9 protein-coding genes are annotated in these 14,501 nt (G+C 73.3%); 7 read left to right on the forward strand and 2 right to left on the reverse strand.

The window, feature by feature from the left end:
* Nucleotides 1-5 precede the first annotated feature (5 nt).
* On the forward strand, nucleotides 6-887 hold the full coding sequence (locus tag AB0I49_RS27340; protein ID WP_363229785.1) for an SDR family oxidoreductase: 882 nt from the start codon (nucleotides 6-8) through the stop codon (nucleotides 885-887).
* A 46-nt stretch (nucleotides 888-933) separates the two neighbouring features.
* On the opposite strand, the gene AB0I49_RS27345 is transcribed toward AB0I49_RS27340, so the two are convergent.
* Nucleotides 934-4,239, reverse strand: coding sequence for a S41 family peptidase (locus AB0I49_RS27345; protein ID WP_363229749.1), 3,306 nt, complete (start codon nucleotides 4,237-4,239; stop codon nucleotides 934-936).
* Between the two features lie 275 nt (nucleotides 4,240-4,514).
* Here AB0I49_RS27345 and AB0I49_RS27350 point away from each other — a divergent pair, with 275 nt between their 5' ends.
* The 3 genes from AB0I49_RS27350 to AB0I49_RS27360 all read left to right on the forward strand — a co-directional run bounded on the left by AB0I49_RS27350 (nucleotide 4,515) and on the right by AB0I49_RS27360 (nucleotide 8,964).
* Nucleotides 4,515-5,087, forward strand: coding sequence for a TetR/AcrR family transcriptional regulator (locus AB0I49_RS27350; protein ID WP_363229750.1), 573 nt, complete (start codon nucleotides 4,515-4,517; stop codon nucleotides 5,085-5,087).
* A gap of 141 nt (nucleotides 5,088-5,228) precedes the next feature.
* Nucleotides 5,229-7,454 carry an MMPL family transporter gene (locus AB0I49_RS27355; protein ID WP_363229751.1) on the forward strand — a complete coding sequence of 742 codons (2,226 nt, stop codon included), beginning with the start codon at nucleotides 5,229-5,231 and terminating at the stop codon, nucleotides 7,452-7,454.
* A 313-nt stretch (nucleotides 7,455-7,767) separates the two neighbouring features.
* A complete protein-coding gene (locus AB0I49_RS27360) occupies nucleotides 7,768-8,964 on the forward strand; it encodes a MarP family serine protease (protein WP_363229752.1) in 1,197 nt (398 codons plus the stop codon).
* A gap of 197 nt (nucleotides 8,965-9,161) precedes the next feature.
* On the opposite strand, the gene AB0I49_RS27365 is transcribed toward AB0I49_RS27360, so the two are convergent.
* Entirely contained in the window at nucleotides 9,162-11,192 is a 2,031-nt protein-coding gene (locus AB0I49_RS27365; RefSeq protein ID WP_363229753.1) for an MDR family MFS transporter, read from the reverse strand.
* A 282-nt stretch (nucleotides 11,193-11,474) separates the two neighbouring features.
* Between AB0I49_RS27365 and AB0I49_RS27370 the strand changes: the two genes are divergently transcribed.
* From AB0I49_RS27370 to AB0I49_RS27380, 3 genes are read left to right on the forward strand one after another with little or no spacing between them, the layout of a single operon-like run.
* Nucleotides 11,475-12,830: an energy-coupling factor ABC transporter permease gene (locus AB0I49_RS27370; RefSeq protein WP_363229754.1), complete on the forward strand. Its 1,356-nt coding sequence runs from the start codon at nucleotides 11,475-11,477 to the stop codon at nucleotides 12,828-12,830.
* A gap of 1 nt (nucleotide 12,831) precedes the next feature.
* Nucleotides 12,832-13,608, forward strand: a complete 777-nt coding sequence (gene cbiQ, locus AB0I49_RS27375) for a cobalt ECF transporter T component CbiQ (protein WP_363229755.1) — start codon at nucleotides 12,832-12,834, stop codon at nucleotides 13,606-13,608.
* Entirely contained in the window at nucleotides 13,598-14,368 is a 771-nt protein-coding gene (locus AB0I49_RS27380; protein ID WP_363229756.1) for an ABC transporter ATP-binding protein, read from the forward strand. The genes cbiQ and AB0I49_RS27380 overlap by 11 nt, the downstream gene beginning before the upstream one ends.
* Nucleotides 14,369-14,501: the final 133 nt, after the last annotated feature.

A 14,501-nucleotide genomic window follows, 5' to 3' on the forward strand; every position in this document is an offset into this window, starting at 1 on the left:
GTCAGCTGAGCCGGCGCAGGAGTCTGGAGGGCCAGGTCGCGGTGGTCACGGGCGCGGCCCGCGGCGTGGGCGAACTGCTCGCGCGCAAACTGTCGGCGCGCGGCGCGAAGGTCGCGCTGGTCGGGCTGGAGCCCGAGGAGCTGCGGCGGGTCGCCGAGTCGCTGCACGGCGAGGCCGCGCACTGGCACGCCGACGTCACCGACCACGAGGCGATGGAGCAGGTCGCGCGGGAGGTCAAGGCGCGGTTCGGCAAGGTGGACATCGTCGTGGCCAACGCGGGGGTCGCGACGGGCGGCCCGTTCGTCGACTCCGACCCCGACGCGTGGCGGCGCGTCATCGAGGTCAACCTCATCGGCGGCGCCGTCACCGGCCGCGCCTTCCTGCCCGTACTGATGGAGAGCCGCGGCTACCTCCTCCAGGTCGCCTCGCTCGCCGCCGTCACCCCGGCGCCGATGATGACGGCCTACTGCGCGTCCAAGTCGGGCGTGGAGGCGTACGCGCACAGCCTGCGCGCCGAGGTCGGCTACCGGGGCGTCAAGGTCGGGGTCGGCTATCTGAGCTGGACCGACACCGACATGGTGCGCGGCGCGGACCAGGACGACCTCATGCGCGAACTCCGCAGCCGCCTCCCCTGGCCCACCAACCGCACCTACCCCCTCGGCCCCGCCGTCGACCGCCTGGTCGCGGGCATCGAACGCCGCTCCGCGCACGTGTACGCCCAGTGGTGGCTGCGCGGCATGCAGTCCGTACGCGGCTACCTCCCCACCCTCATCGGCGTCGTCGGCCAACGCGAGATGCGCCGCTTCGGCCCCCGGCTGGAGGGGTTCCGCCCCAGCCTCCTGGGCGCGGGCGGCGAAGCGGACGAGAAGGCCCGCGCGGGGCGGTGACGGGCCGCTGCGCGGGGCGGCACCGCGGAGGTGCTGCCCCGCGCCCTCACCCCCGCGGCGGCAGCTTCGGCCGGCGCAGGTCCGGGACGTCGGAGTAGTCCGGCGGGGTGGCGGCGCCGTGGCGGTCGAGGAGGTCCAGGGCGAGGCGGACGGCGTCGTCGAGTTGCTTGTGGCGGCCTTCGGCCCAGTCGAGGGGGGTGCGGTCGACTTCGATGTCGGGGTCCACGCCGTGGTTCTCGACGCCCCAGCCGTACGCGTCGAACCAGGCGGCGTTCATCGGGACCGTGATCGCGGTGCCGTCGCCGAGGCGGTGGCGGCCGGTCATGCCGACGACGCCGCCCCAGGTGCGCAGGCCGACGACGGGGCCGATGCCCTGGAGCTTGAAGGCGGCGGTGATCATGTCGCCGTCGGAGGAGGTCATCTCGTCGGCGACGGCGACGACCGGGCCGCGCGGGGCGTTGCTCGCGTAACTCACCGGCTGCGCGCCGCGCGTGAGGTCCCAGCCGACGATGGTGCGGGTGAGCTTCTCGACGACCAGTTCGCTGATGTTGCCGCCGGCGTTGCCGCGCACGTCCACGATCAGCGCGGAGCGGGACATCTCCATCCGCAGGTCGCGGTTGAACTGGGCCCAGCCGGAGCCGCCCATGTCGGGGATGTGCAGATAGCCGCACTTGCCGCCGCTCAGCTCCCGCACGACGGCGCGGCGTTTGGCGACCCAGTCCTGGTAGCGCAGCGGGCGTTCGTCGACGAGGGGGACGATGGCGACGCGGCGGCTGGGGCCCTCGCCGTCCGCGGAGCGGAAGGTCAGCTCCACGGTGGTGCCGCCCGCCGCCGACAGCAGCGGGTACGGGCCGGCCACCGGGTCCACCGGGCGGCCGTCGACATGGGTGAGGGCCGCGCCCTCCCGGATGCCCGAACCCGCCAGCGGGGAACGGGCCTTGGAGTCGGAGGAGTCGCCCGGCAGGATGCGCTGCACCGTCCATACGCCGTCCTTCGTGCGGGCCAGGTTGGCGCCGAGCAGGCCGATGGCGCGCTGGTAGTGCGGCGGGCCCTCGTTGCGGCGGGCCCCGGACACGTACGCGTGGGAGGTGCCCAGCTCGCCCAGGACCTCGCGGAGCAGGTCCGCGAAGTCGTCGGGGGAGGCGATCCGTTCGACCAGCGGCCGGTACTCGGCGAGTACCCCGTCCCAGTCGACGGAGCACATCCCCGGCTCCCAGAAGTACGCGCGGATGATGCGGCCCGCCTCGTCGTACGCCTGCCGCCACTCGGCCGCCGGGTCCACGTCGTGCAGGATGCGGCGCATGTCGATGTAGACGGTGGAGTCGTTGTCGGCGATCTCGTTGGCGGGGACGGCCCGCAGCTCGCCCTCGTCGTGGATGACCATGCGGGTGCCGTCGCCGCTGGGCGCGAACCAGTCCAGGCCGCTGGTGAGTTCGGTGCGCTTCGCCTTGGCCAGGTCGAAGTGTTCGAGGGTGGGGCGGCCGGACGTGTCGGCCGGGTTGGCGAAGGTCTCGCCGAGCGCGCCGGAGATCGGCCAGCGCAGCCACACCAGCCCGCCGCCGCTGACGGGGCACAGCTCGGAGTACTTGGACGCGGCCACCGGGAACGGCGTCACCCGGCTCGCCAGCCCCTCCGCCTCCACCAGCACCGCCCCGTCGGCCGGCGGCCCGTCGTCCGCCGGGTCCAGGCCGCCCGCCGCCGGGCGGCCCTCCGCCGACAGCGCGAACGGCGAGGGCGTCGCCGAGGACAGCGGCACCAGATACGGGCGGCAGCCCAGGGGGAAGGACAGGTCGCCGGTGTGCACGTCGTAGACCGGGTCGAAGCCGCGCCAGGACAGGAACGCGAGGTAGCGGCCGTCGCGGGTGAAGACCGGCTGCTCGTCCTCGAACCGGCCGTTGGTGACGTCCACGATCGTCCGGTCCGCCAGCTTGGCGATCTTGATCTGCCGCAGCGAGCGGCCGATGCCGGGGTGTGACCAGGTCAGCCACGCCGAGTCGGGGGAGAAGGCCAGATCGCGCACCGGGCCGTTGGCCGACGCGATCAACTCGCCGACCTCGCCGTCCCCTTCGGGCGACGCGTCCACCAGCAGCAGCCGGCCGTCGTGCGAGGCGACGGCCAGCCGCTCCCCGTCCGGCGCGGCGGTCAGTTCGCGCACCCGCCCGAGCCGGCCCGCGGCCAGCCGGCGCGGCTCGCCCACCCCGCTCGCCCGCGGCAGATGCGCGATCTCGATCGCGTCCTCGCCCTCGGCGTCCGTGACGTAGGCGACCTGGCCGGTCGAGCCCAGGATCTCGGGCAGCCGGACCCGTACGCCCGGGGTGTCGGCGATCGTGCGGGCCGGGCCGTCCCGGTGCGTCAGCCAGTACAGGCTGCCGCGCACGCACACCGCGCTCGCCCGGCCCGTGGTGTCCACCGAGACCGAGCTGACGTGCGAGGCGGCCGGGATCTGGTACGAGCGGCGGCCCGCGCGCGGCCCGCCGAGCCGCACGTCGAGCCGGCGGGGCGCACCGGCCGGGGACAGGTCGTCGACCAGCCACAGCTCGCCCGCGCACTGGTAGACGACGCGGGAGCCGTCCGTCGCGGCGTGCCGGGCGTAGAAGTCGGCGTGGTCGGTGTGGCGGCGCAGGTCGGAGCTGTCGGGCAGGCAGGAGTAGAGGTTGCCGACGCCCTCGTGGTCGGAGAGGAACGCGATCCGGCCGCCCACGAACATCACCGAGTCCAGATGCCCGTACACCTCGGGGACCAGCCGCGTGCCGTGCAGCCACATCCGCCCCATCGCGCCGCCGCGGTAGCGCTTCCAGGCGGCCGGTTCGTGCGGGGGTTTCCCGGCGAGCAGCAGCGTCTGCCGCTCGCCGCCCGTGTCGGCGACCGCGATGTCGGCGACCGGGCCCCACGGCAGCCGGCCGCCGGGGCTGCCGTCGGTGGGCAGGCTGTAGGCCCAGGAGAAGTACGAGAACGGCTGCCCGTGCGAGGAGACGGCGAGGATGTCCCCGTCCGGCGACCAGCCGCAGACGCGGGTGTCCGTGGAGCCCCAGTAGGTCAGCCGGCGGGCGGGGCCGCCGCCGACCGGGGCGAGCATGATCTCCGGATCGAGGCTGCGCCACGTGGTGTAGGCGATCTGCCGCCCGTCGGGGGAGAAGCGGGGGTGGCCGATCCGGGTGCGGTCGACGGTCAGCCGCCAGGCCCGCTCGGCGCGCCCGCCCGCCGCCACCAGGGGGGCCACCCACAGATCGTCCTCGGCGGCGAAACAGAGGAGGTCGCCGCTGAGATGCGGATAGCGGAGGTAGCCGCCGTCCGTCCCGAGTGCGGGTGTCGTCTGGTGGTCCGGCCGGCCGGCCTCGCGTCCGTCGCTCACCTCTTCATGCTTTCCGCGCGCACCGCCCGCGGCAACTTGAATGGCCGGACTTTCTCGCGTTTATGCGACCGGATTATGCGGCGGGGGCGCGCCGTGACCGCTCCGCGGTCCCGCCGCGGGGGCGGGCGCCGACGCCACGACCCCGCCGCGGGGGCGGGCGCCGACGCCGTGACGCAGAACACCATCGAAACGGAGTCGTTTCGATCATCGGCCGTCTACGCTGATGCTGTACGAAACCGTTTCGTTCAGTTGGCCGATCGGCGGAGAGGTGTTCCATGGGGCGCAGCAGACTGACCCCCGAGCGCGAGAGCGAGCTGTACCAGGCCGTGATCGACCTGCTCGGCGAGGTCGGCTACGACGCCCTGACGATGGACGCCGTCGCCGCCCGTACCCGCTCCAGCAAGGCCACCCTCTACCGCCAGTGGAAGGGCAAGCCGGAGCTGGTCGTCCGGGCGCTGCGCCATGTGAAGCCGCACGCGGCCGTGTGGGTCGACACCGGTTCGCTCCGCGGCGACCTGCACGCCATCGCGGCCAGCACCGACGACTGCGAGAAGGAGAAGAGCGCCGACCTCATCGGCGGGCTCGTCCACGCGATCCGCGACCACCCCGACCTGTACGAGGCGCTGCGCGAGCTGATGATCGATCCGGGCATCGAGGAGCTCAACGTGGTGCTCCGGCGCGCGGTCGACCGGGGGGAGATCTCGGCGGACTCACCCGCCCTGGAATTCCTGCCGCACATGCTCGTCGGCGGCTATGTCACCCGCCCGCTGGTCGAGGCGCGGTGCGTGACCACCGAGTACCTCAGACGCTATCTCGACGCCGTGGTCCTCCCCGCCCTCGGCGTCTGAGCCCCCTTCGACCCCTTCCCCCCTTCGGCCCCTTCCCCCCTTCGTACTCCCCACAGATCCCACCTGACGCGCCGCTCTCGTCGTCGGGGTGGTTCCCCACGCCCTGTTTCGCTCATCCCACCGACGGGAGCACACCTTCTCGTGGCCACCTTCCTCTACAGACTGGGACGCACCGCCTTCCGGCGGCGCAAGCTCGTCGCCCTGATATGGGTGGCGCTGCTCGCCGTCGTCGGCATCGGCGCCGCCACCGCGCCCGCGGCCTCCAACGACAACTTCTCCATACCGGGCACCGAGGCGCAGCGCGCCTTCGACCTGCTGGAGCAGCGCTATCCGGGCGCGAGCGCCGACGGCGCCACCGCGCGCCTCGTCTTCAAGGCCCCGGACGGCCAGAAGATCACCGACCCGGCGAACCAGAAGGCCGTCCGCAAGGTCATCGGTGAGGTGGCCGGCCCGCAGACGGCCTCGGCCGCCGACCCGTTCGCGGCGAAGACCGTGAGCGCGTCCGGCACGACCGCGTACACCCAGGTCACCTACAAGGTGAAGGCCACCGAGCTGACCGACGCCACGCGCGACACCCTCAAGGACGCAGCCAAGGACGGGCGCGCCGCGGGGCTGGCCGTGGAGACCGGCGGCGACGCCCTCCGGGCCGAGGTGGAGACCGGCTCCACCGAGATCATCGGCATCGCCGTCTCCGCCGTCGTGCTCGTCATCACCTTCGGCTCGCTGATCGCCGCCGGGCTGCCGCTGCTGACCGCGCTCATCGGCGTCGGCATCGGCGTCTCCGCCATCGCGGCGCTCGCCTCGGCCCTCGACCTGTCGGGCACCACGTCCATCCTCGCCATGATGATCGGCCTCGCGGTCGGCATCGACTACGCGCTGTTCATCGTCTCCCGCTACCGCGCCGAACTGGCCGAGGGCCGCGAACGCGAGGAAGCCGCCGGACGCGCCGCCGGAACGGCGGGCTCCGCCGTCGTCTTCGCCGGCCTCACCGTCGTCATCGCCCTCGTCGGCCTCGCCGTCGTCAACATCCCGATCCTCACCAAGATGGGCCTGGCCGCGGCCGGCACCGTCGTCGTCGCCGTGCTCGTCGCGCTCACGCTCGTACCGGCGCTGCTCGGCTTCGCGGGCCGCCGCATCCAGTCCCGCAAGCAGCGCGAGGCGAGCCGCGGCGGCACGGAGAAGGCCAACGGCGGCACCCGCTGGGCGCGGTTCGTGCTGCGCCGGCCGGTCGCCGTGCTGCTGACGGGCGTGGTCGGGCTCGGCCTGGTCGCCCTGCCCGCGTCCTCGCTGGAGCTGGGCCTGCCCGACGACGGCTCGCAGCCGACGAGCACCACCCAGCGCAAGGCGTACGACCTGCTCTCCGACGGCTTCGGCCCCGGCTTCAACGGCCCGCTGATGGTCGTCGTCGACGCCGCGAAGTCCGCCGACCCGAAGACCGCGACGCAGCGCGTCGAGGAGCGCGTCAAGGGCCTCGGCAACGTCGCCGCCGTCACCCCCGCCGCCTTCAACAAGCAGGGCGACACCGCGCAGCTCACCGTCGTCCCGAAGTCGAAGCCGAGCAGCACCGACACCGAGGACCTGGTGCACGCCATCCGCGGCGCGTCGGCGGACCTCAAGTCCGACACCGGCGCGAAGATCCTGGTCACCGGCGCCACCGCGATGAACATCGACGTCTCGCAGAAGCTCGACGACGCGCTGCTGCCCTACCTCGCGCTCGTCGTCGGCCTCGCCTTCCTGCTCCTGATGGTCGTCTTCCGCTCGATCCTCGTGCCGCTCAAGGCGGCCCTCGGCTTCCTGCTGTCCGTCGTCGCCGCCCTCGGCGCGGTCGTCGCGGTCTTCCAGTGGGGCTGGCTGTCGGGGATCTTCGGCGTCGAGGAGACCGGCCCGGTCATGAGCATGATGCCGATCTTCATGGTGGGCGTCGTCTTCGGCCTCGCCATGGACTACGAGGTCTTCCTCGTCACGCGGATGCGCGAGGCGTACGTGCACGGGGAGCGGCCCGCGGACGCGGTGGTGACCGGCTTCCGGCACGGGGCGCGGGTCGTCACGGCCGCCGCCGTCATCATGATCAGCGTCTTCGCCGGGTTCATCAGCTCCACCGAGGCCATGATCAAGATGATCGGCTTCGGGCTGGCCATCGCCGTCTTCTTCGACGCGTTCGTCGTGCGCATGGCCATCGTCCCGGCCGTCCTCGCGCTGCTCGGCAAGGCCGCGTGGTGGCTGCCGCAGTGGCTCCAGCGGGTGCTGCCCAACGTCGACGTCGAGGGTGAGCAGCTCAAGAAGGAACTGGCGGCCGAGGGCGGTACGGGCACGGGCACCGACCCCGACCCCGATCCCGACGCGCGGCGGCAGCCCAGCCGCGTCTGATACGTCCGGGGCCGCCGCTTGAGCGGAGAGGCGGCCCCGGGCCCGCGCCCACCCGTGGGGACGGGGCGGGCGCGGACGGCGAGCCCGGCGGCGGGCCCCCGGCGACGGGACCGCCGCCGGGCTCCGCCCCTTTCCGGCGGGCTCCGCCCTTTTCCGGATCGTCCTGCCCGAGAGGCTCCCTCCGACAGGTTGCAGCGGGTGGCGAACTGTGGCGTATGCCATGGCAGGGAACCAGCGGTCACGCTCAGCGCGTTTTCCCTAGTCCACACACCAGTGGGCGCGTCGGGGGGCGTACGACGGAAAGGGCTCCTGCGTGAACCTGCTCGATTGGCTGCTGATCCTCGTCGTCCTCGGCTACGCCGTCTCCGGCTACCGGCGCGGCCTGGTCGCGAGCGTCGTGCTGCTCGCCGGATTCCTCGGCGGCGCCGTGCTCGGCGTCTGGGCCCTGCCGTACGCGCTGCGCCCCTTCGAGGCCGGGACCACGACCGCCGCCATCGCGGCCGTCGTCGTCGTGATCCTCCCGGCCGCCGCCGGCCACGCCCTCGCCGGGCGGCTGGCCTGGAAACTCCGGCAGAAACTGACCTGGGCGCCCGTACGCGGCGTGGACGGCGCCGGCGGCGCCGTGATCAACACGCTCGCCGTGCTGCTGGTCGCCTGGGTCGCCGCCAGCGTCCTCGTCTCGGCCAACTCCTCCGTCCTCTCCTCCCAGATCCGCGACTCCCGGCTGCTCGGCTCCGTGCAGAAGGCCATGCCGCAGGAGGCGCCGACGTGGTTCAGCCGGACCACGGACGCGCTGTCCGGGGCCGGGTTCCCGCAGGTCTTCAACCCCTTCGAGAACGAGCCCGCCACCGGCGTCGCCAAGCCGTCCGGCGACGCCGTCACCCCGGCCGCGAGCAATGCCGCGCGGCGGAGCGTGGTCAAGGTCGAGGGCATCGCCAACGTGGACGGCGGGCAGCGCGGCCAGGAAGGCAGCGGCTTCGTCTACGCCGAGGGCCATGTGATGACCAACGCGCACGTGGTGGCCGGGGTGAGCGACCCGACCGTACGGATCGGGGGCGTCGGCCGCACGTACCACGCCAAGGTGGTGGTGTTCGACCCGAAGACGGACGTCGCCGTGCTCGACGTGCCGGGCATGCACGCGCCCGCCCTGCGCTTCGACGAGAGCGCGAGCCGGGGGAAGCCCGCGGTCGTCGCGGGCTTCCCGGAGAACGGCGGGCTCGACCTGCGCGCCGCCACCGTCGCCGGGCAGGTGCGCGCCACCGGGCAGGACATCTACGGCGACGGCGTCACCACGCGTGAGGTGTACCCCGTACGGTCCACGGTCCGGCCCGGAAACTCGGGCGGGCCGCTGCTGACGACCGACGGGAAGGTGTACGGGGTGGTGTTCGCGCGGTCCACGGCCGACGCGGAGACGGGGTACGTGCTGACGGCGAAGCAGGTGGCTTCGGCGGCCGAGGAGGGGGCGGGGACGTCGGAGTCCGTGGACACCGGTAGCCGTGCGGCTCGCTGACGGGTTTTAAGGATTTGTCCTCAAACGCCGGACGGGCTTGATCGGTGTCCTCAAGCGCCGGACGGGCTGGGTTGGTGTCCTCAAGCGCCGGACGGGCTGGGTTGGTGTCCTCAAGCGCCGGACGGGCTGGGTTGGTGTCCTCAAGCGCCGGACGGGCTGGATGTGGCCGGTGTGGGGGCTGGGTTGGGGCCCCGTTGTCAGATGGCTGTGCGTTCTCGTTCGTGGGAGCCCTCTTCCAGGAGTTTGGCGGCCATGTTGTCGAGGGCGCGGTCCAGGCGGGCGCGGTCTTGGGGGTCGGTGATGTCCCAGTCCTCCAGGTGGGCGTCGAGCCAGGAGCGCCAGGCCGCGCCGAGACGGGCGATCTCCTCCTCGCCCGCCGCCGTCAGTGAGAGGCGGTCGGCGGACAGCCGCAGGTAGCCGCCCTGCGCCGTGCGGGCGAAGGCCGGTTCCAGGACCTCCGGCGGCATCCGGTGCGCCGTGGCGATGGCGCTGAGCGTGGCGCCGCCGCCGACCCGTTCGCGCCAGTGGACCTGACCGAGCGTCCACGCCTCGGCGGCGGTGAGCCGGGACCCGGACTCGGCGAGGATCTGGCGGCTCACCGGGCCGCCCTTGGCCTTGCGCATGACCCCGGCCACCGCCCACTCCAGCTGCCGGTCCGCCTCCGCCGACGACGGGGCGGCGAACCCCTCGCCCATGTCGGACGCCCCGGCCCGCGCGCTGTCGCGCAGCGGCACTTCCTTGAGGAACCACGCGACGACGAAGCCGACGAGCGCGACCGGCACGACCCACTGGAACACGTAGTTCACGGTGTCGGCGTAGGCGTCGACGATCGGCCGGGCCTGCGCGGCGGGCAGTTTCGCCAGCCCCTGGGGGCTCTGCGCGGCGGAGGCCGGTACGCCCGGGACCTGGGCGAGCGCCGACTCGATGTTGGGGCCCAGCCGGTTGCTGTACAGGGTGCCGAAGATGGCGGTGCCGAAGGAGCTGCCGAGCGTACGGAAGAACGTGACGCCGGAGGTCGCCGAGCCCAGTTCGTGGTACGCGACCGTGTTCTGCACCGCGATCGTCAGCACCTGCATGGCCAGGCCGATGCCGAGGCCCAGCACGAACATGTACAGCGACTCCAGCCACGGGCCGGTCGTCCGCCCCATCGTGGACATCAAGTACAGGCCGAGCGCCATCACGGCGGTGCCGATGATCGGGAAGATCCGGTATCTGCCCGTACGGCTGACGACGAGGCCGGAGAGCATGGACGTGCCGAGCAGCCCGACGACCATCGGCAGCGTCCGCACGCCCGACATGGTGGCCGACACGCCGTCCACGTACTGGAGGTACGTCGGCAGGTAGGTCATCGCGCCGAGCATCGCGAAGCCCACGATGAAGCTGAGCACGGAGCAGACGGTGAAGACGGGGTTGCGGAAGAGGTGCATGGGGAGCATGGGCTCCGCCGCCCGCAGCTCCACCAGGACGAACGCGGTGAGCAGCACGACCGAACCGGCGAACAGCCCGATGACGACGCCCGAGCCCCACGGGTACTCGTTGCCGCCCCACTCCAGCCCCAGCACCAGCCCCGACGCGCCGAGCGCGACCAGGACGATGCCCAGGTAGTCGATGAGGGGGCGGACGGCGGAGCGTACGGCCGGGATCGTACGGGCCGCCATCGCGACCATCACGATGGCCACCGGGATGTTGACGTAGAAGCACCAGCGCCAGGTGGCGTGGTCGGTGAAGAGCCCGCCCAGGGTCGGCCCGACGACCGTCGTGACGCCGAAGACCGCGCCGAGCGCGCCCTGGTACTTGCCGCGCTCGCGCAGCGGGATGACGTCCGCGATCAGCGCCATCGCGGTGACCATCAGCCCGCCGCCGCCGATGCCCTGGATCGCGCGGGCGGCCACCAGCATCAGCATGCTGTTGGCCGCGCCCGCCAGGATCGAGCCGCCGACGAAGACGACCGCGCTGAGCTGGAAGACCAGCTTCCGGCCGAACAGGTCGCCGAACTTGCCGACCAGCACCGTCGAGACGGTCTCGGCCAGCAGATACGCCGTCACCACCCAGGCCATGTGCCCGCCGCCGCCCAGGTCGGCGACGATCGTCGGCAGCGCCGTCGAGACGATGGTCTGGTCGAGCGCGGCCAGCAGCATGCCGAGCACGATCGTCACGAACACGAGATTGGTGCGGCGCCGGCTCAGCTCGGGTGGGGCAGCGGTGGCCCGCGCGGTGGCCGTGGTCATGGAGACACCTCCCGCGCCCAGCATTTGGGGTGATCCCGGTGTCCGCCACCCCTGGCGGTGGGCAGAGTGAGCAGAGGGCGCGCAGCAGCGTTCCGCACGCTCTTGCGAGCCCTTCGCAGACCGGCCCTATCATCGGGCGATCCCTCACACGGACTCATGCGGAATGCGCCGCACTCCGGGTGGGGAGGGCATGGGCCGGTGCCGACCGAGGGAACAGCGCACTCCGAGCAGCGCACGACTGAGCAGAGCCGGGCCGCGGCCCGGCGGAAGCGGAGTCCCGCCATGCATGTGCCCGACGGATTCATCGACGCCCCCGTATCCCTGGCGACCGGCGCCGTCGCCGCCGCGGCCGTCGCGGTCAGCCTGCGCGGCGCCCGGCGCGAACTCGACGAACGCACCGCGCCGCTGGCCGGGCTCGTCGCGGCGTTCATCTTCGCCGTCCAGATGCTCAACTTCCCCGTCGCGGCCGGTACCAGCGGCCATCTGCTGGGCGGCGCGCTGGCCGCGATACTCGTCGGCCCGTACACGGGCGTGCTCTGCATATCCGTGGTGCTGCTGATGCAGGGGGTGCTCTTCGCCGACGGCGGGCTCACCGCCCTCGGCGTCAACATCACCGACATGGCGCTGACCACGACGGTCGTCGCCTATGCCCTCTTCCGGCTGCTGCTCGCCGTGCTGCCGCGCCGCCGGTCCGGCGTCACCGCCGCGTCCTTCGTGGCGGCCCTGGTCTCCGTGCCCGCCGCGGCCGTCGTCTTCACCGCGCTCTACGCGCTCGGCGGGACCACGGACATCGCCATCGGCAAGGTCTTCACGGCCATGGTCGGCGTCCATGTGCTGATCGGCATCGGCGAGGCGGCGATCACGGCCCTGACGGTCGGCGCGGTCGTCGCGGTCCGCCCCGACCTGGTCCACGGGGCCAAGGGCCTCGCGGCCCGGCTGGAAATCCGGCCGTCGGGGGCGGGCGGGGGCGCACCTGCCGGTACGGTCGCGGGCGCCGCCGGTACCGTCGCGGGCGCTGACGGTCCGGCTCCCGTCGCCGATACGGAACCCGCCGCCGGCACGGTCTCGGGCGTCGCCGGTACGGAACCCGTCGCCGGTACGGTCTCGGGCGTCGCCGGTCCGGCTCCCGTCGCCGGTACGGTCGCGGGCGCCGACGGTACGGAACCCGCCCCCCTCGCCGGTGCTGCCGCCCGTACGAGCACGTCGCCCGCCGCGTCCGCCGCCGCGTCCGCCGCCGCGCCCGCCGCCGCGCCCGCCGACGCGACGGCCGCGCCCCCCGCCCCCGCCCGGTCCACCCGCCGTATCAAGCTCGTCGGGCTCGTCGCCGCGCTGGCCCTCGCCGGGTTCGGGAGCTACTACGCCTCCGCCAGCCCCGACGGGCTGGAGAAGGTGGCCCATGACAAGGGGATCGACCGGAAGGCCGAGGACCACGCGGCCAAGGGCTCCCCGCTCGCCGACTACCAGGTCAAGGACGTCTCCGACGTCCGCCTGGCCGGGGGGCTCGCGGGGGTTATCGGGGTCGGGGCGACCCTCGTCGTCGGAACCGGGGTCGCCTGGACCGTCCACCGCCGCCGCACCCGAAGCGCCGCCGCTCCGGCCGCCCCCGCCGCCGACGTCCGCGAGCGGGGGACCGCCTGACATGGGCGCGGGCCACGCGCACCGGCTCTACCGGCACGGCCACTCGCCCGTGCACCTCCTCCCGCCGCACTGCAAGATCGCGGCCGGTTTCTGCTTCGTGCTCGTTGTCGTCTCGACGCCGCGCACGGCGCTCTGGGCGTTCGCCCTGTACGCGCTGCTGCTCGCGGCCGTCGCCGCGGCGGCCCGCGTGCCGCCCGGCTTCCTCCTCAAGCGGCTGCTGATCGAGGCGCCGTTCGTGGGGTTCGCGGTGCTGATGCCGTTCGTGGCCCAGGGCGCGCGGGTGGACGTACTCGGGCTGTCGCTCAGCGAGTCCGGGCTGTGGGGCGCGTGGAACGTCCTCGCCAAAGGGACGCTCGGCGTCGCCGCGTCCGTGCTCCTCGCCGCCACCACCGAGCTGCGCGCCCTGCTGCTCGGGCTCCAGCGGCTGCGGCTGCCGCCGCTGCTCGTACAGATCGCGTCCTTCATGATCCGCTACGGCGACGTCATCACGGACGAGCTGCGCCGGATGCGCGTCGCCCGCGAATCGCGCGGCTGGACGGCGCGCGGCGTGCGCCACTGGGGGGTGCTGGGCAAGACCGCCGGGGCGCTCTTCATCCGCTCGTACGAACGCGGCGAACGCGTGCATCTGGCCATGGTCAGCCGCGGCTACGCGGGGGCCATGCCGGTGATCGACGAGATCGCCGCGACCCGGGCGCAATGGGCCCGCGCCGCCGTACTGCCCCTCGCCGCGCTCGCGGTCTGCCTGATCGGATGGACATTGGATGGACATGGCCTCTGACCTGACGGCCCCGCCCTCACTGGAGGTCTCCGGGCTCGCCTTCGCCTACCCGGACGGCCACCAGGCCCTGTTCGGCGTCGATCTGACCGTCGCCCGCGGCGAGCGGCTGGCGCTGCTCGGGCCGAACGGCGCGGGCAAGACCACCCTCGTGCTGCACCTGAACGGCATCCTCGACGGCGGCGCCGGGACCGTGCGCGTCGCGGGCCTGCCCGTCGAGAAGCGGAATCTCGCCGAGATCCGCCGCCGGGTCGGCATCGTCTTCCAGGACCCCGACGACCAGCTCTTCATGCCGACCGTCCGCGAGGACGTCGCGTTCGGCCCCGCCGCGGCCGGGCTGCGCGGCCCGGAGCTGGAGGCCAGGGTCGTACGGGCGCTGGAGCGCGTCGGCATGGCCGCCTTCGCCGCCCGGCCGCCGCACCACCTCTCGTACGGGCAGCGGCGGCGCGTGGCGGTCGCCACCGTGCTCGCCATGGAGCCGGAGATCCTCGTGCTCGACGAGCCGTCCTCCAACCTCGACCCGGCCTCCCGGCGCGAACTGGCGGACATCCTGCGGTCGTTGGACGTCACCGTGCTGATGGTCACGCACGACCTGCCGTACGCGCTGGAGCTGTGCCCCCGCGCGGTCGTGCTCAGCGGCGGCGTCATCGCGGCCGACGGCGGCACCCAGGAGCTGCTCTGCGACGACGCCCTGATGCGCGCCCACCGCTTGGAACTGCCCTTCGGATTCGACCCGCGTTCGGTTACCGTGCCGATGCGCTGACCCCGGTCCGCGAGGAGCGGCGGGCGCGTTGCACCATGGAGGTGCAATCAAGGCAATCAGAAGCAATCGGTACACGCGGTACCCGCGCGGCGGGTACGGCTGCCGGCACGGGCACAAGTGGGAGTGCGGTTCA

Source organism: Streptomyces sp. NPDC050617, from assembly GCF_040654795.1.
In the GTDB taxonomy this organism is placed as follows: Bacteria; Actinomycetota; Actinomycetes; order Streptomycetales; family Streptomycetaceae; genus Streptomyces.

Bases quoted from the DNA above. Each gene is read 5' to 3' on its own strand.
- AB0I49_RS27380 (WP_363229756.1), top strand. From the start codon at position 13,598: ATGGCCTCTGACCTGACGGCCCCGCCCTCACTGGAGGTCTCCGGGCTC.
- AB0I49_RS27370 (WP_363229754.1), top strand. From the start codon at position 11,475: ATGCATGTGCCCGACGGATTCATCGACGCCCCCGTATCCCTGGCGACC.
- AB0I49_RS27350 (WP_363229750.1), top strand. From the start codon at position 4,515: ATGGGGCGCAGCAGACTGACCCCCGAGCGCGAGAGCGAGCTGTACCAG.
- AB0I49_RS27365 (WP_363229753.1), bottom strand. From the start codon at position 11,192: ATGACCACGGCCACCGCGCGGGCCACCGCTGCCCCACCCGAGCTGAGC.
- cbiQ (WP_363229755.1), top strand. From the start codon at position 12,832: ATGGGCGCGGGCCACGCGCACCGGCTCTACCGGCACGGCCACTCGCCC.